We start from the raw sequence: 21,503 nt of genomic DNA, 5'->3' as shown, positions 1-21,503 counted from the left end.
TCTCCTTATCTGCGTTACGGCTCTACCGATAATATGTCACGACTTTGTGAAACGAAAGTTGCCGGACAGTGATTCGGAAGAAACGGGGGGAGAAAAGATCCGGCGCGCCAGCGCACGCCGGAAGCGGGTTACGCGTGGATGTTGACCAGCGTACGGCCATGAATATTGTTGTTGAGGAATTCGGCGGCGGTAGCAGGGACCTGCTCGAGCGCGATCTCTGTTGCGGCCTGCTGGTAATAGCTCTCCGGCAGCGTGCTTGCCAGCTTCTCCCAGACGGCGCTGCGCTTTTCAGTTGGCACCATCACAGAGTCAACTCCTTGCAGACGCACATTGCGCAGAATAAACGGCATTACGCTGGTCGGCAGATCGAAACCGCCCGCCAGACCGCAGGCCGCCACGCAGCCGCCATAGTTGGTCTGCGCCAGCACTTTTGCCAGCACCTTGCTGCCAACCGTGTCGACCGCGCCTGCCCAGAGCTGCTTCTCCAGCGGGCGCGTCTCATCAAACTCACTTCTTGGCAGGATCTGATCCGCGCCCAGCTGGCGCAGGAACGCATGGGTTGATTCGCGACCCGTCACCGCCGCAACGCTGTAGCCCAGCGTTTTCAGCAAGACAACCGCCGTGCTGCCGACGCCACCGCTGGCACCGGTAACCAGCACCGTGCCATCCTGCGGTTTTACGCCCGCCTCTTGCAGGGCGTTAACGCAGAGCATGGCGGTAAAACCGGCGGTGCCGATGATCATCGCATTGCGTGCGCTCAGGCTCTGCGGCAGCGGCACCAGCCAGTCGCCCTTCACGCAGGCCTGGGTTGCAAGGCCCCCCCAGTGATTTTCCCCCACGCCCCAGCCGGTGAGGATCACCGCCTGGCCCGGCGTGTAGCGCGCATCGCGGCTTTCACTGACGCGACCGGCGAAATCGATGCCCGGCACCATCGGGAACTGACGCACGATTTTGCCTTTGCCGGTGATGGCCAGCGCATCTTTGTAGTTGAGGCAGGACCAGTCGATATCGACTTTCACCTCGCCCTCGGCAAGATCCGGCAGGGCGATCTCTTGCACCGCGGCGAGGGTCTGTTTCTCATGTTGTTCCAGAACTAATGCTTTCATAACTGCGTTTTCCTCGTCATGAGGGGTGGATTTCGGCGTAATGCCAGCTCTGCAGGTGTTATTTGAATATGTTGGCGGAAGAAGGCCCAGAAGTGGTCGAGCGGCTCTGCGCTGCGAAAGAGTTTGGCGCGCATCACCGCGCCCTCCCAGCCGGACCAGAAGAGGCTGGCCAGCGCCTCGGGCGACGCCTGTTGCGGCAGTTCGCCGCAGGCTTGCGCCTCGCGCAGGCACGCTGCCACGCGGCACTCCCAGTTGTGCAGAATGGTTTTTAGCTGCTCTGGAAATGCATCGGGTAACAGCGGCGTCTCCTGCAACAGGTTGCCGACAAGGCAACCGCGGCGGAAATCATACTTCGCCATTCCTTCACTGGCGTGATGGACAAAGGCGTCCAGCCGTTGAAAAGGCGTACGTGACGTATTAAGCAGAAAAGTGTCGAGTTTATGGGCAAAGAAGGCACCGTAGGCCTCAAGCACCGCCATACCAAACGCCTCTTTGCTCTTAAAGCAGTGATAAAACGATCCCTTAGGCACGGCGATATTTTTGATTACCGCATCGATCCCGGCAGCGAGATAGCCGGTTTCTGTCAGCACCTCCAGACCCGAGCGGATCAGCGCCTGGCGAGTGTCGGTAAAGTCGCGTGCCTTTTGTGGCGGGCGGCCACGACGCGGCTTTTGCGTCAATGTATTATCGCCATCCATAATTTAGACCGATTGGTTTTAATTGGCTTAAGCCTACGCCGGACGGGGAGAAGAGGCAAGGGAGGAGGGGGAGAAAAATGCCCGCACAAGGCGGGCAACTCCGTCAGGCAGTCGTATTAATGGTACGACCGATAGCCGGATTAGAAGGCAACTGCGGGATCTGTTTGATCAGATCCGTTGCAATAGTTTGTTGCGTATCCAGCGCCTTTTTCAGCACCAGGGTGTTCACCTGGTTATCGAGCTGATAAGAATCAAGGCTGCTGGCTAATGATGCGATCTGAATTGGATCCATGTCGATCATCCTTTTGTTGTCGAGCAACATCGCTCAGCACGGCGAAATAAACGCCGCACTGAGTTATCGGCAAAGTGGCGCAAAACTTTACGCTGAACCTGCCCGCTATACCGTCTTCGCTGCGGCTGCCCACTGCGCGGGAAAATCCACTGAGCGCAGCCCCGGCTCAACCGCTACCCGCTCTACCGAGACGAGGGCGTTGATAATAAAGGGATCGCGCTGGAGATAAGCCTCAATCTGTTTCTCATCTTGCGCCTGCAGAAGGATAACGCCGCCGGAGTTGTCGCTCAGCGGGCCGGCGACAATCACCATCCCTTGCTGAAGCCCTTCCACCAGCCATGTTTTATGTCCCTCGCGCCACGGCTCCAGTCGCTCCGGCGAGGTTATCCAGCGTAATGTCACTGCGTATAACATCTGCGGCTCCTTACAGGTTAATGACATCTGCCACTGAGGCGATAGCGCGCTGAATTTCACGCTCTTTCACTGCATCTCCTTTCGAGATCCCCTCCGCGCGCACAAACGCGACGTTGGTGATGCCGAGGAAACCAAAAAAGGCATTGAGGTAGCGCTCCTGGAAATCCATCTCTGCCAGTGGCGTATCGTGGTAAAAGCCGCCGCGCGAAGAGGCGATAATCACCCGCTTATCACCGGCAAGCCCAACCGGGCCCTGCGCAGTGTAGCTGAAGGTTTTGCCCGGCTGGGCAAGGCGATCAAGCCACGCTTTCAGCTGGCTCGGAATGGAAAAGTTGTACATCGGCGCACCAATAACAATCACGTCGCTTGCCAGAAACTCTGCGACCAGCACCTCGGAGAGACGGTGCTCGACGGCGACATCGGCCGCGAGATCGGGCTCTGCCACCGGCCGGAAGCCAGCGGCGATGGGTGCGGTCAGATGGCTTATCTCGTCGTCAACAACATCACGATAAACCACCTCGTCATAGCGCCCGCTTTGCATCAGCCGGTCGACAATCTCCCGGGAGAGCAGGCGCGAGACGGAGTGCGCGTGATTAAAGCTCGAATCAATGTGCAGGATGTTCATACCAATAGCCTCTGGTTCAGGGAAGAGTGCGGGCAGCCCGATCGATAAACTCAGCCACGCGATCGGCATGGGAGATCATCGACAGATGGCTGGAGTAGAGTGAAACGCGCGTCGCGCCGATCGCCTTTGCCAGTGCGTTTTGCACGGTTGGGTTGAGGGCGGCGTCATTTTCGGTCACCAGATACCATGACGGTTTATCGTGCCAGGCAGCATGGGTGAGGGTGTCGGTAAAGGCACGTGCGGCAATTGGCTGCTGTGCGGCGGCCAGCAGCTGCGCCCGCTGGCGGGAGAGGTCGTTTGCCATCACCTTATGAAACAGAGCCGGGTCGTCGAGCCAGATCAACCCCTGTTCGTCGGCAGATAAGCCCGTCATCGGCGCGTGTAAACGCGTCAGCAAGCCCGCGACAGACTCGTGGCTGTCCGGCACCAGCGCCGAGAGATAGACCAGCCCTTTGACGCGCGGATCGTTACCCGCGTCTGTGATCACCGCACCACCCCACGAGTGGCCGACCAGCAAAACATCACCAGGCTGGCGGGCAATAACTGCGCGCGTGGCGTTAACATCATCCTGCAGCGAGGTGAGGGGGTTTTGCACGGCCGTCACGTGGTAGCCCATCGCCTGTAACCGGGCCATCACCGCCGACCAGCTGGAGCCATCTGTAAACGCGCCGTGTACCAGAACGATATCAGGCATGGTCTGTTCCTTTGCCTGGGCGGCAAAAATGGTCATCAGTAGCAGGGTAAAAACCCGCATGGTTAACAGCGTGAAGTTGCGCCACATTGCCAGCCCTTAATCAGTGGAGGAGAAGTTGGGAAGAGTGTGAAAGAATTTGCGGCTGGCGAGTAGTGTCTTATTTGACATCTATAATGCAAAATCGGACAGAGTGATGAGGTGAGGTATGCGCGTTGCGCTTCTGGCATTACCCGGCAGTATGCGTTCAGCGCTGGCGGGGTTAACGGATATGTTCTGGCTGGCAAACCAGGTTATCGGGCAAAATCATCACGCCACGGCGCGTTTTGAAACACAGATCGTGACGGCAGAGGGCACAGCCGTGCCGGATGCGCAGGGGCGAATGATTGAAAGCGATGGCGCATTTGATCAGCGCCCGGATCTCATTATCGCCAGCGGCATGAAGCTCAATGAGGATAAGCACCCCGTTGATGCAGAGGCGGTTGCGCAGGCCGCGCAGTGGGTTAAAGGCTGCCATGCAAAAGGAAGCGTGGTGGCGGGTGCCTGTGCGGGCGGCTTTGTGCTTGGCGAGGCGGGGTTGTTGACCGACAGGATCTGCACTACCACCTGGTGGCTGTTTCATACGTTTCGTGAACGTTATCCGCGGGCAAAACCGGTGTGGGGAAAAGCGCTGGCCGAGGATCGCAATGTCATCACCACCGGCGGGCCGCTGTCGTGGGTGGATTTAACGCTGCATATTGTCGCTAACCACGCCGGAAAAGAGATTGCCCGCCTGGTGGCGGATATGGCCGTTGCCGACAGCCAGCCACTCTCCCAGCAGCTCTATGCACCCAAAGGCTTTCTCAACTCCGTCGACCCGCTATTAACCAAAGCCGAAAATCTGGTGCGCTACCAGAACCCGGCGATCACCGTTGAGCAACTTGCCGCCGCGCTCAATATGACGCCGCGCACGCTGCACCGGAAAATGCGCGACCTGCTGCAGGAGAGCCCGAAAAGTTTCATCACCCGTGTGCGCATTGAGAGCGCGATTACGCTGCTTGAGGTGCCCGGCAACAGCGTCAGCCAGGTGGCCTTTGCCTGCGGATATCAGGATGAGACGGTCTTCCGACGGGCGTTCAGCGCGGTGATCGGTATGTCACCGGCGCGCTACAAGGCATGGAGCAGAAGCCGACAGAACCTGCCGATGGAGCAGGGCGGCTGATGCAGAAAAGCAAAAAGCCCGCTTAAAAGCGGGCTTTTCTAAATCTGGCTCCTCTGACTGGACTCGAACCAGTGACATACGGATTAACAGTCCGCCGTTCTACCGACTGAACTACAGAGGAATCGTGTGAACGGGGCGCATATTATCGATGACCATCGGGCTTGTCAAAGGGTGGATTGCAATGAGATGACCGTTTGCTGACAAATTGGGCAATCTGTTCATCCCGCGCCCATTTGCGCTGCTTTATACGCCGTTTTGCACCGCGGTGGTGCAAATTACCCCTTATGGGGCATAAGCAAACCGCTGTTTCATGCTCTATTTATCCCGTAGCGATTAGAAAGGCTTATTATCCAGCCGCTTAACTCTCCTTTTATTCATCTCAGGAAATGTGGCAAGCATATTGCAACTCTCCCAACATCATCACTCTTAGCGTTGGCATGGGTAATCCTTACAGGAGGCAAAATGAACTTAAGACGCCTGAAGTACTTCGTAAAAATCGTCGATATTGGCAGCCTGACGCAGGCCGCTGAAGTGTTACATATTGCGCAGCCTGCGCTGAGCCAGCAGGTCGCAACGCTGGAAGGCGAGATGGATCAACAGTTGCTGATCCGCACCAAGCGCGGCGTCACGCCGACGGAAGCGGGCAAGATCCTCTATACCCATGCGCGCACCATTCTACGCCAGTGTGAACAAGCGCAGCTGGCGGTGCATAACGTCGGCCAGACGCTGCGCGGCCAGGTATCGATTGGCCTCGCGCCCGGTACGGCTGCCTCCTCCGTAACGATGCCGCTGCTGCAAGCGGTGCGCGCTGAGTTGCCGGAAGTGACCGTTTATCTGCATGAAAACAGCGGCACGGTGCTTAACGACAAATTGTTAAACGGCCAGCTCGATATGGCAGTGCTCTACGAGCGCGCGCCGGGTGCCGGGATTAATAGCCTGCCGCTGCTGAAAGAGGATCTCTATCTCGTCGGCACGCGGGATTGCCCGGGGCAGAGCGTCGATCTGGCGGCGGTTGCTGAGCTCAATCTCTTCCTGCCGCGCGATTACAGCGCCGTGCGTTTACGGGTGGATGAAGCTTTCTCCCTGCGCCGCCTGACGGCAAAAATCATTGGCGAGATCGAGTCGATTGCCACCCTGACGGCGGCGATCGCCAGCGGAATGGGGGTGACGGTGCTGCCGGAATCCGCCGCGCGCTCGCTCTGTAGCGCCACGAACGGCTGGATGGCGCGCATCACCACGCCATCAATGAGCCTGCCATTGTCACTGAATGTCTCGGCACGCGGCAGCATGTCGCCACAGGCGCAGGCGGTGAAAGACATTCTGCTGTCGCTGGTCAGCCGTCCGACGATGGAGAACCGCGAGCTGCAGCTGGCAAGCTAGTCTTTATTCCTTAAAGGTATAAGTTGCTGGTTTTTATTATTTGTTCTGCCTGGCCGCAGACTTTAACAATAACGTCATGATTGATGGGCCAGGAGCGAAGGGTGAACTTCCAGCAACTTAAAATTATCCGTGAGGCGGCGCGGCGGGATTACAACCTGACGGAAGTCGCCAACATGCTGTATACGTCGCAGTCCGGCGTGAGTCGACATATCCGCGAGCTTGAAGAGGAGCTGGGGATTGAGATCTTCATTCGCCGCGGCAAGCGGTTACTGGGCATGACCGAGCCGGGCAAAGCGCTGCTGGTGATTGCCGAGCGCATTCTTAACGAGGCGAGCAACGTCCGCAGGCTCGCCGACCTCTTCACCAATGACACCTCCGGCGTTCTGACCATCGCGACTACCCATACGCAGGCGCGCTACAGCCTGCCGTCGGTAATCAAATCCTTCCGCGCGCTCTTTCCTGAGGTTCGTCTTGAGCTTATCCAGGGGACGCCGCAGGAGATCGAAACCCTGCTGCATAATGGCGGCGCGGATATCGGTATCGCCAGCGAACGCTTAAGCAACGACAGCGCGCTGGTGGCGTTTCCCTGGTTCCGCTGGCATCACAGTCTGCTGGTGCCGCAGGATCATCCGCTGGCGCAGGCCTCACCGCTGACGCTGGAAGAGATCTGCCGCTGGCCGCTTATCACCTATCGTCAGGGCATCACCGGGCGCTCGCGCATTGATGAAGCGTTTGCCCGCAAAGGGTTAATTCCCGACGTGGTGCTGAGCGCGCAGGACTCCGATGTGATCAAAACCTATGTCGAGCTGGGTCTCGGCGTCGGGCTGGTGGCGGAGCAGTCCAGCGGTGAGCATGAAACGGGGAAACTGGTGCGCCTCGATACCCGGCACCTGTTCGATGCCAATACGGTCTGGCTGGGGTTAAAGCGCGGTCAGTTGCAGCGCAACTATGTCTGGCGTTTTATCGAACTCTGTAATGCCGGGTTGTCGGTCGATGAGATCAAACGCCAGGTGATGGAGCCGGATGAAGCGGCGATTGATTATCAGATTTAATGCAAAAAAAAGCCTGCGCAGATGCAGGCTTTTTTATCGACTTAGTGCACCTGCGGCCTAATAAATATCGCTGTCACAGCCGAGAGTAAACAACCCGCCATCAGGTAGATCGCCACGCTGTGCCACTCGCCGCCGGAGAAGGTTAACAGTGCGGCAGCGATAAACGGCGTAAAGCCACCGCCGACCACGCTTGCGACCTGATACCCAACGCCCGCGCCGCTGTAGCGGTAACCTGCGCCAAACATCTCAGTAAACATCGGTTGCTGAACGCAGACCACCATATCGTGGGCGATATTCGCCAGCAAAATGGAGAAGATAACTACGCCAAGAATAGAGCGTGCTTCCAGCGCCATAAAGAAAGGGAATGCGCTCATGGCGCCGAGCAGCGCGCCGGTAATATAGATACGCCGACGCCCGAAGCGATCTGCCATCCAGGCGAAGAGCGGGATAGTAAAGCAGCTGACGCCGCCCACCAGCAGCCCGATATTGAGAAATAGCTCGCGCGGCATGCCCAGGTTTTGCGTGGAGTAGTTAAGCGCAAAGGCGGTGACGATATACATGGTCAGCAGTTCGCACAGCCGCAGGGCGATAATCTTAAGAAACGCGCCCGGATGGCGAACCAGCGCTTCAAACACTGGCGGGCGGGTTTTCGCCTCAGTGGGCTTGTCTGCCTGCGCGCGTTCGAACTCGACGGACTCTTCCATGCCATTACGTACCCACAGCGCGCCAAGCACCAGCACAATGCTGAACAGGAACGGCAGACGCCAGCCCCAGCTCAGGAACTGCTCATCAGTGGTCAGCGTGCTGATCAGCGAAACCAGCCCGGTAGAGAGCAGCAAGCCGACGCCATAGCCCACCTGAATGCCGCTACTGTAAAAGGCTTTTTTACCAGCCGGGGCGCTCTCCACTGCCAGCAGCGCCGCGCCACCCCATTCGCCGCCAACGGCGAAGCCCTGAATGGCGCGCAGAGTTACCAGCAATACCGGTGCCCACCAGCCAATGGTGGCGAAAGAGGGGAGAATGCCAATGCAGGCGGTGGCAATGCCCATCATCCAGACGGTCATCATCAACATCCGCTTACGTCCTAAGCGGTCGCCGAAATGGCCAAAGACGATGCCGCCTAGCGGGCGAAACAGAAAGCCGACGCCAAAGGTGGCAAACGCGGCAAGCGTGCCCATTGCCGGGTCGATCTGCGGGAAAAATTCGCTGTTAAACACCAGCGCGGCGGTGATGCCGTAGAGTAAAAAATCGAACCAGTCGACCACGGCGCCCGCAAAGCTGCCCCATGCAGCGCGGCGTGCGCGGTGGGAGGACGGGGTCTGCTCATCGGGTCGGGGGGGAATGAGTGTGGAGTCCATAGCTGTCCTGTCTGTTCCTTACATCTTGCAATTTTTTATTATTAAAACCAGGGAAAGGATTACTCACATTGTATGCGGCAAAATTAAGGCCGCCCTTGAGACTACAGCGACAGCCCGCGTGAGAAAACCCTTTTACACAGATGTCGTACCTGACAGCGTTAAGCGGTCTGATCCTGCGCCTGGTATATCCTTAACAATTCCCGCTATAATCCGGGAAATTTGTTAACGGATTCAGAAGCGAAAATGGCAAAACTTACCTTACAAGAGCAGCTCCTGCAGGCAGGGCTGGTCAACAGCAAAAAGATGGCCAAAGTGCAGCGCACGGCGAAGAAGTCCCGCGTGCAGGCGCGCGAGGCGAGAGAAGCGGTAGAAGAGAACAAAAAGGCGCAGCTTGAGCGCGATAAGCAGCTTAACGAGCAGCAGAAGCAGGCGACGCTCGCCAAAGAGTACAAAGCGCAGGTGAAGCAGCTGATTGAGATGAACCGCATCACCATCAGCAGAGGCGATATCAACTTTAACTTCACCGATAACAACCTGATCAAGAAAATCGTCGTCGATAAGGTAACGCAGGCGCAGCTGATTAGCGGCCGGCTGGCAATTGCCCGTCTGATGACGGAAAACCGCAGCGAGCCGGAGTACGCAATTATTCCCGCAAGCGTGGCTGATAAAATCGCCCAGCGCGATGCCGACAGCATTGTGCTCAACAGCGCACTGAGCCAGGAAGCGCAGGATGAAGACGATCCGTATGCCGACTTCAAAGTGCCTGACGATCTGATGTGGTAAGGGGCGCAGAAGAATATCGGGCCAAAAGCGTGGTCTGCGCGGGCAATGTGCTTTACACTGCGCGCGGCAAAAATAGCACAGAACAACGAGTCAACAGGCGGTAAGGCGATGAACGGAAAAATCACAACCTGGTTTAAAGAGAAAGGTTTTGGATTTATCAAAGATGAGAACGGTGAGAACCGCTATTTCCATGTGATTAAGGTCGCCAACCCAGAGCTGATTAAAAAAGATGCGGCGGTGACGTTTGAACCCACCACCAACAATAAAGGCCTGTCGGCCTATGCGGTAAAAGTGGTGCCGGACAGCAAGTATATTTTTATCGCCGGCGAGCGCCTGAAGCTCACCTCGATCAAATCTTATGTTGTCTTCAACGAAGAAGTGCCTGCTGATACCCGTATCGATAAAGAGAGCCCGGTGCTCTCAGTCGGGGTGCTGATGAGCAGCATCCGGCCAAAATCTGATATCAAGCCAGGGGAGATGCGCACGCTGAAAAAGCTGGCGATCACCACCTTCCAGGGCTCAACGCTTATCTTTACGGAAGATGAGATCGATATCGACGCGACGGTGAAACTGCTTAAAGTTTGACGTTATCTGCTGCTTTTAAGGATCCCTTATGAACCACGATATTCCGCTGAAGTTTTATGACATCGCCGATGAGTATTCGACGGAGTCCGCGACGCCGGTGAGCGAGTCCGAGCGTGACGCGGTGGCGCACTACTTCCAGTTGCTGCTGACCCGCTTGTCCAACAATGAAGAGATCAGCGAAGAGGCGCAGCAAGAGATGGCCCGCGAAGCCGGCCTCAAAGAGAGCCGCATTGATGAGATCGCTAACTTCCTCAATGAGTGGGGCAACGAATAACGCGGCATTATCCGTGCTTTTCACTGCACAGAAATGCAAAAAGCCCGCACAATGCGGGCTTTTTCTTTAACGGTATCAGGTACCGATAATGCCGCCGTCGGATTTGGTGATCACCACCGTGGAGGAGCGCGGTCGTCCATCGGCTTTGAAATCCGGCCAGTTGGAGATAGCGTGCGGATTATTGGGATCGGTGATGTCATCACCGCCTTCACCGGGATGCTGGATATTGATAAACAGCGTGCGGTTGTCCGGTGTAAAGGCAATACCGGTAATTTCACACCCGCGCGGCCCGGTCAGGAAGCGACGATAATCATTGCTCCCCGGAATGGTTGCTACCATCTGGTTATTGCCCATCCCTTCATAGGCTTTTTTATTGATGGTGCTGGAGGAGACATCGGTCTGGATCCAGAGTACGCCACGATGATCGAAGGAGAGGCCGTCCGGGCTGCCAAACTCTGCACCCTGCATTGAGCCTTTCACTTTCGGGTCGTCACTGTCCGTGCGCCCGGCGAGCACCAGGATATCCCACTTAAATTTGGCTGACGCCGGATCGGCGTTCTCTTCGCGCCAGTGCATGATATGGCCGAACTGGTTATTGGCGCGCGGGTTGGCCGCATCCACCGGCGCTTTGCCCTCTTTACCGCGATCGGAGTTGTTGGTCAGCGTGCAGTAGACGCTGCCTTTCGCGTGGGTATCGACCGCGATCCACTCCGGGCGATCCATTTTGGTTGCGCCGACCTTATCGGCAGCAAGACGGGTTTTGATCAGCAAATCGCCCTGGTTGTCGAAGCCGTTGCTTTGATCAAGCCCGTTTTCGCCGAAGATCAGCGGCAGCCAGTCGCCGGAGCCATCTTCATTAAATTTGGCGACGTAGAGCGTGCCCGATTCCAGAAGATTCATATTCGCCTTGCGATCGCTCGGGTCATATTTGTTCTCAGAGATGAATTTATAGATGTATTCAAACTTCTGGTCGTCGCCCATATAGACCACCACGCGGTTATCCGCCGCCAGCGTCACCGCAGCGCCTTCATGCTTGAAGCGGCCTAAAGCGGTATGTTTGCGCGGCGTCGAGGTCGGATCGTAAGGGTCAATCTCCACCACCCAGCCAAAGCGGTTTGGCTCGTTGGGGGTTTTGTCGACGCTAAAGCGCTCATCCACTTCGTTCCAGCGGTAGGACTCATCGCTGTCGCTGATGCCGTAGCGCTTCTCCAGCGCGTTGAGCGGTGCTTTTTTGACAAAAATATCTGACCAGTTCTCTTCGCAGGTGAGATAGGTGCCCCAGGGCGTTCGACCATTGGCGCAGTTTTGCATGGTGCCCAGCACCTTTTCACCCTGCGGATCGGCCGCGGTTTTCATCAGCGGCTGGTGACGCGCCGGGCCGCTCAGCTGCATCGGCGTATTAACGGTAATGCGGCGGGCAAAGCTGGAGGGGCGAACCACCTGCCAGCCGGCGTCCCCTTTGTTCACCTCGATAACCGACACGCCCATCGCGTTTTGCCCTTTACGCGCCTTGTCGAGATCCCAGTTAGCGGTCCCGTCTTTAAACAGCATGCCGTTATCAATGTACTCATGGTTGAGCGCCAGCAGACCGTGCGCCGGGTTCTCTTCGCCCTGCGGCAGGCTAAACCACGCCATACCGTCATGGTGCATACCGGCCTGCGCCGCCTGCTCATCGGTGGTATTGCTGGCGTCGAATTTAAACTCCGGCAGATTGCCTTTTAATCCCACGGCGTCGCCCCAGCGATAGAAGGGACGGGCGATATAGCCTTCCGGCACCGTGACGTTATCGGCGGTCGAGACGGGAATGCTGGTGAAGCCGAGCGACATCGCTTTCGCTAAGGCGGACGGTTTCGGCATCGCCGCGAAGGCGTTTTCTGGCATCAGTAAAGAGGGGAATGAGGCCGCAGCGCCGGCGACCATCCCCATTTGCAGAAAGCGGCGGCGTGACATAAACGCGCTGACCACCTCTGAAAACGCGGCGTTGTGGCTTGGGTTACTGATCTCATCGCTGTGCTCTTGCTTGAACACCGATTTAAGGGGTCTGCTCATATCGTTTTCCTGTGATTTCCATAGGCTTGCGTCGCAATGGAGAGCAGTCTAAAAAACTTTTGTTACAAATTTATAACGTTAGAAGCAGAGCGGCTTAATAAGTCGTGTTTGCTGGGGGAGGGTAAAGAATAAAAAGCAAAAAGCCCGCTAAAAAGCGGGCTTCTTAAATTTGGCTCCTCTGACTGGACTCGAACCAGTGACATACGGATTAACAGTCCGCCGTTCTACCGACTGAACTACAGAGGAATCGTGTGAACGGGGCGAATACTACTGACCCCGTACTTTAGTGTCAACACTAAATTTAACGTGCTGATTCAATTGGCTAATTAACATCCAGGCCTGTAATTAGTGCACCGGATTCGTCTCTTCGCCATAGCTTCCTGGCTGACCGCGCAGGCGGCTTAAGGGATCCTGCTGATAGAAGTGGCAGAAGCGCTGCCACAGGGCAGGGAAACGCGGGGCAAACAGCTCTGGCGCGCTAAAGAAATACTCTGACAGCACCGCGAAACACTCGGCGGGATCGGTAGCGGCATAGGCATCAATGCTGGCGGCGCTTTCGCCGACGAGATCGATCTCATCCTGAATATTCTCCATGGCGGCACGCAGATCGTGCTCCCAGCCCGCCACATCGCGCAGCGGGATCAGCGGAATGCCGCTGGCGCGATCGCCGTTGCGCATATCAAGCTTGTGCGCCACTTCATGAATAATTAGGTTGTAACCGGAGGCATCGAAGGAGTCCTGAATGTCGAGCCAGTTAAGCACGATAGGACCCTGCTGCCAGCTCTGCCCGGAGTGGACCATGCGCTGATTATGCACAAGGCCAAAATCGTCCTCCCACTCATCATCGACGATAAAAGGGGCAGGGTAGATCAGCACTTCGTGAAAGCCATCCAGCCATTCGAGGCCCAGCTCCAGCACCGGCAGGCAAAACAGCAGGCTGATGCGCGCGCTTTTCAGCGCGTCCAAATCGAATCCCTGCAGCGCCACCAGGCGCTTTTGCTGCAAAAAACGGTCGGCCAACTGAACCAGTTTGCTTTGCTCGTCGGGCGATAAATTCGCCAACACGGGGACTTTTAACGCATCTTGCCAGGGAAGATCTGCTTCATCGGCAGTCTCCCGGATTTTCCAGGGCCACTTAATCATCGTTTTGCTCGCAAACTCGCCACTTGAACCAAATCAACGGGACTGGGTCTGTTAAAATGCCAAATTTCCTGGCATGATGGCAACTATCTGAACGGAGAGATGCCGGAGCGGCTGAACGGACCGGTCTCGAAAACCGGAGTAGGGGCAACTCTACCGGGGGTTCAAATCCCCCTCTCTCCGCCATTATTCAAGCACTTACCCGCCTGGCTTTCAACGATCCAGATCCCAATGAGAAAATCCTTTAAGAAAAATGCGGATCTAAACGTTCACATTTTTTGGTTCAACGTCGGGCTCACTTTCACCTCTCTGCCGTAAACCCATACCAGCTATTTATGCTTACAGGCACCCCGGCCCTTATCGGAGCGCCTGAATTGTTCACACCTGAGCCATACCGCCATCGACGAAGACTTCGCTGCCCGTCATGAAGCTGCTCTCATCGCTTGCCAGGAACAAGGCAACGGCGGCCGTCTCTTCCGGGCGGCCGATGCGGCCAAGCGGCGTTTGTGCGGCAAGGCCCGCGAGCAACGCTTCCGACTGTCCACTGGCCCCGAACAGGTCGTGCAACCCTGGGGTTTCTGTACCGCCGGGTGAGAGCACATTGATGCGAATACCGGTTCCCTTCATATCGAGGGCCCAGCTTCTGGCGAAGTTTCTGATTGCCGCCTTCGTCGCGCTGTAGATGCTGAAAGCGGGCGTTCCCATTGAACCTGTGGTTGACCCGGTCAGGATGATCGAGCCGCCAGCGCGCATGAGCGGAAGCGCCTTCTGAACCGTAAACAGCGTCCCCTTCACGTTGACGCCGAACATGTGGTCAAAGTCCGCTTCGCTGATCTCGCCCAGCGGAGCGAACGTTCCTAAGCCAGCGTTTGCGAACAGGATATCGAGCTGACCTGCTTCGCTCTTGATCTGCGCGTAGAGATGGTCGAGATCCGCCAGGCTGGAGACATCACAACGGATTCCCGTCGCGCCATGACCAATTTTAGCTATTGCCTTATCGATCTCGGCCTGGCGACGTCCTGCGATATAAACGCGGGCGCCTTCTGCTGCGAAGCGTATGGCGCTTGCAAGGCCGATCCCCGTGCTTCCACCTGTAATCAATGCGGTCTTGCCTGTGAGTCTGGACATAAGCTTCTCCTTAAGTGATTTGTCGACAGCTGCACTTTAGACGGGAAATTACTTTTGGTATAGTATGCACCTTTTGGTAAGTACCCAAGGAAACCCGATGACACCCTCATTTACATGTGGTCTGGACGCAGCGCTGGCTGTGATTGGCGGTAAGTGGAAGCCTTTAATCCTGTACCACCTGGCGCATGACACCCGCCGCTATGGTGAGCTGAAACGCGCGGTTGCTGGCGTCAGTGACAAAATGCTTATTCAGCAGCTGAAGGAGTTGCAGGCCGATGGCGTGGTGCAGCGCATCGACTACCAGACTATTCCGCCCAAAGTCGAATACTCGCTTACCGAATTCGGCGTCAGCCTTGCTAATAGCCTTGCCCCACTGTGCGCATGGGGAAGCGCGCACATGAGCGAGATTGAGAGGATTGCGCTTGCCCGACAGGACGCATTGACGTCGACAGAGTGATAGCCGTTGTGGCAGGTGAAACCAGTCGTAGGTGTTTGGCTGTGCTCAAGGCCTTAAACGCAGTTAAAAGAACTTAATGTCCGCTCTGTGTCAGGAGTGAACGTTGATTAATAAGATGGGGCGCTCCACGGGCAGAATCTGTAGATCTTACAGCTTTTTCACCAGTGTTTTTAATTGCGTAATTAGCTGCGCGTTGTCATCCCCGGGGTGACTGGCTATGGGCCAGGTTGACTGACGAATAACCAGTCGTGTAGGCAGCAGCTCACGGATCCTGATTTGCGGGTCGGCTACGAGTTGGATAAGCATCTCCACGGCCCGCTTACCGAGTTTATCGAAATCCTGTGCCACGGTCGTCAGCGGCGGCTGGAAGTAAAGGCTATCTGCCGTATCGTCATAACCCGTGACGGAGACTGCCTGGCTACCGTTGCGATTGAGCTGCGCCAGGGCGCTCAACACGCCGAGTGCCATCTGATCGTTTGCCACAACGATCGCACTTATCTTCGGGTACTGATGTAACAGTTTGAAGGCATTGTGCCAGCCGCTGGCCGCGCTCCAGTCGCCAAAAACCGTCACAGCATTACTTACCCCAAGTCGATGCAACGTCTCACGCCAGCTGCTCAAGCGCATGCGTGCTGAAACCGAACTTTCAGGGCCGGCAAGCAGACCGAAATCCCGGTGCCCCAGCTCCCAGAGATGACGAATGCAAGCGCTACAACCATCAAGATGGTCAAAACGCACGCAGCAGACATCGGTCTCCGGCGAAATATCCAAAAACAGACAGCAAATATCCGGATTCTCACTCACCAGCTTTTCGGCAACACTGCCTTCCAGCGGCAGATTAATAATTGCACCACGGATATTCTGCGCGCGAAACTCATTTAGCCGTGCCTGAAGTGAGGCGTAATCCACGATCGCGGGCATTGCAATAGCGACCTCAAGCTGGCGTGCGCTGGCGTGACTTTTTATTGCCGCGGCGATTTGTGAGGGCGCATGCAGGGTCAACGACGCGGTAATCAAACCAATCGACGGCGCAGACTTCCCCGCCAGCAATTGCGCCGAACGGTTAGGAACATAGAGTAACGCCTGCATCGCGCTGATAACCTTGTCGCGGGTGCGTTCAGACACAACCCCGGGTTTATTCAGTACACGCGAAACCGTCTGCTGCGACACCCCGGCCTTGCGAGCTACATCTTCTAACGTTGCCGTACGGCGCTGCATAAACCACTCCTGTACACGTTCGTAACAATGTCGTTCGCTAACATTTTATGTCTTAAAGACGACAAAATAACACCATTTCCGTGGGATTTCGTGATCGTGTATGAGTTTCACTTTCGCCAGTATTGTGGCTTTAAACAAAATATCTGATAACTCACCCATCTTGTCTAGCGAACGACATTCTCATTTATCAGGCGAATATACCTATGCAACATCACGATCCCCGGACGTCTCCGGGCCACCTGTTTCATGACGTGCTGGCGCGAGAGGAGTGGCAAAACCCGACAGGCTGCGATTCACTGACGTTCAGCGTCGAGGAAAACCGTCGGGCTGATGGCCAGGAGAAGATTATCTTCGATGGCGATAATGCTCTGACCGGGGTGAAAGTGCGAAACCACCAAAAAAGCGGCTTTAATAATGACGCGTACACAGGATGGAATATAGACAATGAAACTCTCTGAACTCGCGCCAAGAGAACGGCATAACTTCATCTACTTTATGCTGTTCTTTTTCTTCTACTACTTCATTATGTCGGCCTACTTTCCCTTTTTCCCGGTCTGGCTGGCGGAAGTTAATCATCTAACCAAAACAGAAACGGGGATCGTTTTCTCCTCAATCTCGCTGTTCGCGATAATATTTCAGCCGATATTTGGCCTGATATCTGACAAGCTGGGGTTACGCAAACACCTGCTGTGGACCATTACGATCTTGCTGATCATGTTTGCGCCGTTCTTTATTTTTGTGCTGTCGCCGTTATTGCAGCTGAATATTTTCGCCGGTGCGCTAGCGGGCGGTATTTATCTGGGGGTGGTCTTCTCCAGCGGTTCCGGGGCGGTAGAGGCCTATATTGAACGCGTCAGCCGTGCGAACCGTTTTGAATACGGAAAAGTGCGCGTTTCCGGCTGTATTGGCTGGGCACTGTGCGCATCCATCACCGGTATTTTGTTTGGCATCGATCCCAATATCACCTTCTGGATTGCCTCAGGTTTTGCGCTGGTGCTGGGAGTGCTGCTGTGGATGTCGCGTCCGGAAGGGAGCAACAGTGAACTGGTAATCTACGCGCTGGGAGCCAACCGTAAGGCCTTCTCGATGCGCACCGCCGCGGAACTATTACGTATGCCACGCTTCTGGGGATTTATTGTCTACGTAGTTGGCGTCGCCAGCGTATATGACGTATTTGATCAACAGTTTGCCAACTTCTTTAAAGGCTTTTTCTCCAGTCCGCAACGCGGAACAGAAGTATTCGGCTTCGTCACCACCGGAGGGGAATTACTTAACGCGTTGATTATGTTCTTTGCCCCTGCCATCGTGAACCGGATTGGCGCGAAAAACGCTCTGATCACTGCCGGCATTATTATGTCAGCGCGTATTCTGGGTTCTTCTTTTGCCTCTTCAGCTATCGAAGTGGTGATCTTAAAAATGCTGCATATGTTTGAACTCCCGTTCTTGCTGGTGGGCACCTTCAAATACATATCATCTGCCTTTAACCCGAAACTATCGGCAACGCTGTTCCTGATTGGTTTTAACTTATCGAAACAGCTTTCAGGCGTTGTACTCTCCGCATGGGTCGGAAGGATGTATGACACCGTCGGCTTCCACCAGGCTTATCTCATTCTTGGCAGCATTACGCTGAGCTTTACTATCGCCTCCCTCTTTACCCTGAAAGGGAGTAAAACGCTGCTGCAGGCTACCGAATATAAAAGCGCAGCCTGATAAGACGAGCCCGCTCTACAAAGCGGGCTTTATAGGTTATAGCCTTCGATGTAATGGCCGAATGACAGGTTGGTGCGAAAAGCGGACATTGATATATGTTAATTTATGGAGAGCAGGTCAGTTGAGGAATTTTAAAAAATGTTTGCTAATCGAATAAGGGAGTTTGGAAAGGCATTTGAAGGCAGATTAGAGCCTTTTTTGCTCGAAGGTGCTTTGGACTATATAAACTTTAACGAAGAGCCATTAGCCTTTGAAATCTTATGCGAACATATTTGTGAGTATGATGTACAGCTTAGCCAAACTGAATATGATGAAGCCATAGCATTAGCTAAACATATGGGGTTAGATGTACTGGATGTACCCTACAAGCACTTAACTAGCTTGATTGTATAATGAGTCGATTTCACCTATACCCCGTTGATTTTCAAGGAATGTTATTAGCAATTTCCGCTCTGTGCCAGAGGTGGTCATTGCTGGCGTTACTTTGTGTTAATAGCAGGAGAACATGTCATTCAACCGTATCCATTTTAGCTGAAGCGTCTACTGCCAGGATTCATTAACTATCTGGATAGCTGCCTTCATTTGTCATATCTCTTTTCATATCTCTGGCAAAGAGATTCATAGTGCGGCGAAATGCTTTACGCATGATGGCAACATCCGGGAATCTACTTACCTTTGTAATGACAGAAAGGAGGGGATTAATATTTTCGATTTTACTTCTGGTAAACCCCAGCCGGAGAGAATCCCATGTGGCTTAAAACTTCCGTGATAACAGTGCAATTTACTTAGTTGATATGGGATGGAATACTTCACCGTTCTCGACACACCTCTAAAATTTTCTCTCGAAGCCAGCGGTGACCGGGATCCTTTTCCATTCTTGGGTGCCACATCTGCGACACCACAATGTTGCGGGTTTTGAATGGCAATTCAAAGAGATGTAAATTGTCTGTCATTCGTTGGTTGCGCAAGTACAGTGCGGGAACCATGGCGATAAGGTCAGAGGCCAGGGCGACGGATAACGCAGTGGGAAAGCCTGGAACCACGCTCACCACTTTGCGCGTGACGCCTAACGCCGCCAGGGCATCATCGACAAAACCATGTAGCACCCCGTCGGGTGACGCCACCACATGTCCCCAGGCAATATAATCTTCAACGCTTATTTCCGGCCGTGAGGCCAGCGGATGCTCCTTGCGCACCGCTCCAATAAAGCGATCCTGAAAGAGTCTCTGCACCCGAATTTCTGGCCCCATATTGCTCTGAACACCAATCTCCAGGTCAACCAAACCCTCCCGAAGATAACGAGACGTTTTTTCAGGTTTCGGCGCAAAGCGTATGCAAATACCCGGGGCCGCTTCGGCCACGGCGGCAATAAGCAGTGGGCCAAATGCCACCACAAAACCATCATTGGCCCTGATGGTGAACAGCCGTTCGAGGTTTTCCACCTTGAGTGCCCCGGATGAGGGCTGAAGTACCGCTCTCGCCTCATAGACCGCGCTTCTGGCACGGTCCCGGGTTGCTTCAGCCCAGGGGGTGAGCACCATGTTACGTCCTGCTCGCACCAGGATGGGATCCCCTGTCACTTCACGTAGCCTGCTGAGTGTGCGGCTCATCGCTGAGGTACTCAGGTTTAAGCGTCGAGCCGCCCCGCAACGCTGGCTTCTGCCAGCAAAAAGTCGAGCGCAACCAGCAAGTTAAAATCAGGATCGGACATAGTGGTTCCTGGTGAGAATTCAGATATGGCGTCGAATGCAATTATAGAGTGCAAATGCTGCGTCTTCCGCCCTGACTCGCTGCTGATTATAGTTTTCGCATCCTTCCTTTCACAGGCATTAAAGATGACAACGTTATTTGCAAATCAGCCGGGCGATGAAGGCCTGCCGGGACAAGAGCGTGCACGCGTGATGGCCGCCGTGATGACCACGACGTTGATGGGCGTGTTTGACGGCACGATGATTAACATTGCCCTGCCATCCATGGCAAAAGCGATGCAGGTACCGGCGAATGTCGCGGTCTGGTTCGCTAATGGCTACCTGCTCTCCGCCGCCATGACGTTGGCTATCTTCGCTGCGCTCGCAGTACGCGTCGGTTACCGCCCCGTGTTTCTTTCAGGCCTTACCGTTTTTACGCTCACTTCACTGGGTTGCACGCTGGCCAGTACGCCGGAGATGCTCATCGGAATGCGCATTATGCAGGGCATCGGCGGCGCAGCTACCCTGAGCATTGCCCCGGCGATACTGCGTTCTGTTTTCCCCGGGCGACTGCTTGGCCGTATTCTTGGGCTACATGCCCTGCTTATTGCTTCAAGCTCGGCCATAGCGCCTGTACTTGGCGGCACAGTGCTGGGCATACTGAGCTGGAAATGGTTATTCGCCATAAACGTGCTCGCTGGCGCCGTTTCCCTGTTGCTGGTATTCAGGTCGCTGCCACCAAAACCGGCGTCCGATAGAACGCCGTTCGATACGCCAGGCGCTGTGCTGTCTGCACTACTTTTAGGCTCAATGGTGATGGCGGCAAACAGCTTCTCCTCAGACCATCACATCAGCGTCGGGGCTATCAGCTGGAGTCTGCTCGCGATGTTCAGCGCCATCACATTTATCTGGCACATCCGCCGGGCAAAGCATCCTTTATTACCACCCGTAATGTTCAAAAATGGACGCTTTACCCTTGCGGCTTTAACTTCGCTGGCCTGTTTTGTGAGCCAGGGAATTACCTTTATTGCGCTGCCATTTCTGTTTCAGAGCGTGTATGGCTACAGCCCCGTAATGTCGGCGTTACTTTTTACGCCATGGCCGATCGGCATTGTGTTGATAGCGCCTCATGCGGGCCGGTGGGCCGACACATTTTCAGCGCCGCTGATTTCTACCGTTGGGTTAGCGCTTTTTGTGGTGGGGTTGATTTTGCTGGCCACGCTGCCCGCCAGCCCTGCGGCATGGGATATCTGTTTACGTAGCCTGTGGTGCGGCATCGGATTTGGTTGTTTTCAGAGTCCTAACAACCGGGAGATGCTCTCTAACGTATCCCGCGACTATGCCAGCTACGCATCAGGCGTATTGTCTATCGTGCGGACGTTCGGTCAATGTCTCGGCGCTGCTGTCATGGGGGTACTGCTGGCAATAAATGAACTACAGGCTGTCCATTATGCTCTGTGGATTGCTGTCGTTGCTTCTGCGGCATCAGTGGTGTTAAGCGTGAGCCGGTTACGTAAAACAGGCCTGGCGGCAGCCTGAACTTGCGTGCTTGTGTCATTCAATCGGGAGCAGGGCATATACCTGCATCATTTTCTTGCGGAACTATTCCTGGGGCAAACCCACACAATATCGGTTAATGAGTTTCCAGGAAAAA

At 55.1% G+C, this 21,503-nt stretch carries 22 protein-coding genes, 3 tRNA genes and 1 pseudogene; 12 read left to right on the top strand and 14 right to left on the bottom strand.

Features of this window, described 5'->3' with window-relative positions; translation table 11 throughout:
• Positions 1-128 precede the first annotated feature (128 nt).
• The 6 genes from acuI to BWI95_RS19815 form a co-directional block, all read right to left on the bottom strand.
• A complete protein-coding gene (gene acuI / locus BWI95_RS19840; RefSeq protein ID WP_054803195.1) occupies positions 129-1,106 on the bottom strand; it encodes an acrylyl-CoA reductase (NADPH) in 978 nt (325 codons plus the stop codon).
• A complete protein-coding gene (gene acuR / locus BWI95_RS19835; protein WP_054803194.1) occupies positions 1,103-1,804 on the bottom strand; it encodes an acrylate utilization transcriptional regulator AcuR in 702 nt (233 codons plus the stop codon). Before acuR ends, acuI begins: the two co-directional genes overlap by 4 nt.
• 103 nt (positions 1,805-1,907) lie before the next feature.
• On the bottom strand, positions 1,908-2,096 hold the full coding sequence (locus BWI95_RS19830; RefSeq protein WP_054803193.1) for a YjfB family protein: 189 nt from the start codon (positions 2,094-2,096) through the stop codon (positions 1,908-1,910).
• Positions 2,097-2,201: 105 nt separating this feature from the next.
• The gene (locus tag BWI95_RS19825; RefSeq protein ID WP_076770107.1) at positions 2,202-2,510 is read right to left on the bottom strand and encodes a YciI family protein; all 309 of its coding nucleotides are present in this window, start codon (positions 2,508-2,510) and stop codon (positions 2,202-2,204) included.
• Between the two features lie 10 nt (positions 2,511-2,520).
• A complete protein-coding gene (locus tag BWI95_RS19820) occupies positions 2,521-3,135 on the bottom strand; it encodes an FMN-dependent NADH-azoreductase (RefSeq protein WP_076770106.1) in 615 nt (204 codons plus the stop codon).
• Positions 3,136-3,151: 16 nt separating this feature from the next.
• Positions 3,152-3,916, bottom strand: a complete 765-nt coding sequence (locus BWI95_RS19815) for an alpha/beta fold hydrolase (RefSeq protein WP_083699425.1) — start codon at positions 3,914-3,916, stop codon at positions 3,152-3,154.
• A gap of 118 nt (positions 3,917-4,034) precedes the next feature.
• On the opposite strand from BWI95_RS19815, the gene BWI95_RS19810 reads away from it, so the two are divergent.
• Positions 4,035-5,027, top strand: coding sequence for a GlxA family transcriptional regulator (locus tag BWI95_RS19810; RefSeq protein ID WP_054803191.1), 993 nt, complete (start codon positions 4,035-4,037; stop codon positions 5,025-5,027).
• Positions 5,028-5,072: 45 nt separating this feature from the next.
• Here the strand turns inward: BWI95_RS19810 and BWI95_RS19805 are convergent.
• A tRNA-Asn gene (locus tag BWI95_RS19805) sits at positions 5,073-5,148 on the bottom strand.
• 341 nt (positions 5,149-5,489) lie between these two features.
• Between BWI95_RS19805 and nac the strand changes: the two genes are divergently transcribed.
• Positions 5,490-6,407, top strand: coding sequence for a nitrogen assimilation transcriptional regulator NAC (gene nac, locus BWI95_RS19800; RefSeq protein WP_054803190.1), 918 nt, complete (start codon positions 5,490-5,492; stop codon positions 6,405-6,407).
• A 101-nt stretch (positions 6,408-6,508) separates the two neighbouring features.
• Positions 6,509-7,459: an HTH-type transcriptional regulator Cbl gene (gene cbl / locus BWI95_RS19795; RefSeq protein WP_054803189.1), complete on the top strand. Its 951-nt coding sequence runs from the start codon at positions 6,509-6,511 to the stop codon at positions 7,457-7,459.
• A 41-nt stretch (positions 7,460-7,500) separates the two neighbouring features.
• On the opposite strand, the gene shiA is transcribed toward cbl, so the two are convergent.
• Positions 7,501-8,817, bottom strand: coding sequence for a shikimate transporter (gene shiA, locus BWI95_RS19790; protein WP_076770105.1), 1,317 nt, complete (start codon positions 8,815-8,817; stop codon positions 7,501-7,503).
• A gap of 243 nt (positions 8,818-9,060) precedes the next feature.
• Here shiA and BWI95_RS19785 point away from each other — a divergent pair, with 243 nt between their 5' ends.
• The 3 genes from BWI95_RS19785 to BWI95_RS19775 all read left to right on the top strand — a co-directional run bounded on the left by BWI95_RS19785 (position 9,061) and on the right by BWI95_RS19775 (position 10,459).
• On the top strand, positions 9,061-9,600 hold the full coding sequence (locus BWI95_RS19785; protein WP_054803188.1) for a DUF2058 domain-containing protein: 540 nt from the start codon (positions 9,061-9,063) through the stop codon (positions 9,598-9,600).
• A 108-nt stretch (positions 9,601-9,708) separates the two neighbouring features.
• The gene (locus BWI95_RS19780; RefSeq protein ID WP_023479132.1) at positions 9,709-10,185 is read left to right on the top strand and encodes a cold-shock protein; all 477 of its coding nucleotides are present in this window, start codon (positions 9,709-9,711) and stop codon (positions 10,183-10,185) included.
• 28 nt (positions 10,186-10,213) lie between these two features.
• Positions 10,214-10,459, top strand: coding sequence for a DUF2543 family protein (locus BWI95_RS19775; RefSeq protein WP_023479185.1), 246 nt, complete (start codon positions 10,214-10,216; stop codon positions 10,457-10,459).
• Between the two features lie 75 nt (positions 10,460-10,534).
• Here the strand turns inward: BWI95_RS19775 and BWI95_RS19770 are convergent, their stop codons facing one another.
• The 3 genes from BWI95_RS19770 to mtfA all read right to left on the bottom strand — a co-directional run bounded on the left by BWI95_RS19770 (position 10,535) and on the right by mtfA (position 13,651).
• Positions 10,535-12,508: a PhoX family protein gene (locus tag BWI95_RS19770; RefSeq protein ID WP_076770104.1), complete on the bottom strand. Its 1,974-nt coding sequence runs from the start codon at positions 12,506-12,508 to the stop codon at positions 10,535-10,537.
• A 170-nt stretch (positions 12,509-12,678) separates the two neighbouring features.
• Positions 12,679-12,754 (bottom strand) — tRNA-Asn (locus tag BWI95_RS19765).
• Positions 12,755-12,853: 99 nt separating this feature from the next.
• Complete coding sequence (gene mtfA / locus BWI95_RS19760) at positions 12,854-13,651, bottom strand: DgsA anti-repressor MtfA (protein ID WP_054803186.1); 798 nt, start codon at positions 13,649-13,651, stop codon at positions 12,854-12,856.
• A gap of 93 nt (positions 13,652-13,744) precedes the next feature.
• On the opposite strand from mtfA, the gene BWI95_RS19755 reads away from it, so the two are divergent.
• Positions 13,745-13,834, top strand: a tRNA-Ser gene (locus BWI95_RS19755).
• Between the two features lie 192 nt (positions 13,835-14,026).
• Here the strand turns inward: BWI95_RS19755 and BWI95_RS19750 are convergent.
• Positions 14,027-14,776, bottom strand: coding sequence for an SDR family NAD(P)-dependent oxidoreductase (locus BWI95_RS19750; protein ID WP_054803185.1), 750 nt, complete (start codon positions 14,774-14,776; stop codon positions 14,027-14,029).
• Positions 14,777-14,873: 97 nt separating this feature from the next.
• On the opposite strand from BWI95_RS19750, the gene BWI95_RS19745 reads away from it, so the two are divergent.
• A complete protein-coding gene (locus tag BWI95_RS19745; RefSeq protein WP_054803184.1) occupies positions 14,874-15,233 on the top strand; it encodes a winged helix-turn-helix transcriptional regulator in 360 nt (119 codons plus the stop codon).
• Between the two features lie 147 nt (positions 15,234-15,380).
• Here BWI95_RS19745 and BWI95_RS19740 read toward each other — a convergent pair whose 3' ends face one another.
• Positions 15,381-16,451, bottom strand: a complete 1,071-nt coding sequence (locus BWI95_RS19740; protein WP_054803183.1) for a LacI family DNA-binding transcriptional regulator — start codon at positions 16,449-16,451, stop codon at positions 15,381-15,383.
• 203 nt (positions 16,452-16,654) lie between these two features.
• On the opposite strand from BWI95_RS19740, the gene BWI95_RS19735 reads away from it, so the two are divergent.
• The 3 genes from BWI95_RS19735 to BWI95_RS19725 all read left to right on the top strand — a co-directional run bounded on the left by BWI95_RS19735 (position 16,655) and on the right by BWI95_RS19725 (position 18,554).
• The gene (locus tag BWI95_RS19735) at positions 16,655-16,909 is read left to right on the top strand and encodes a hypothetical protein (protein WP_054803182.1); all 255 of its coding nucleotides are present in this window, start codon (positions 16,655-16,657) and stop codon (positions 16,907-16,909) included.
• A complete protein-coding gene (locus tag BWI95_RS19730; protein WP_054803181.1) occupies positions 16,896-18,161 on the top strand; it encodes an oligosaccharide MFS transporter in 1,266 nt (421 codons plus the stop codon). Before BWI95_RS19735 ends, BWI95_RS19730 begins: the two co-directional genes overlap by 14 nt.
• Before the next feature lie 138 nt (positions 18,162-18,299).
• Complete coding sequence (locus BWI95_RS19725) at positions 18,300-18,554, top strand: MafI family immunity protein (RefSeq protein WP_076770103.1); 255 nt, start codon at positions 18,300-18,302, stop codon at positions 18,552-18,554.
• Between the two features lie 416 nt (positions 18,555-18,970).
• Here the strand turns inward: BWI95_RS19725 and BWI95_RS19720 are convergent.
• Positions 18,971-19,872, bottom strand: a pseudogene (locus tag BWI95_RS19720) (LysR family transcriptional regulator).
• Between the two features lie 124 nt (positions 19,873-19,996).
• On the opposite strand from BWI95_RS19720, the gene BWI95_RS19715 reads away from it, so the two are divergent.
• Entirely contained in the window at positions 19,997-21,388 is a 1,392-nt protein-coding gene (locus BWI95_RS19715) for an MFS transporter (RefSeq protein WP_054803233.1), read from the top strand.
• Positions 21,389-21,503 lie beyond the last annotated feature (115 nt).

The sequence above is a fragment of the Kosakonia cowanii JCM 10956 = DSM 18146 genome (assembly GCF_001975225.1).
GTDB classification, from domain to species: Bacteria; Pseudomonadota; Gammaproteobacteria; order Enterobacterales; family Enterobacteriaceae; genus Kosakonia; species Kosakonia cowanii.
This window is presented reverse-complemented; position numbering and strand designations above follow the sequence as displayed.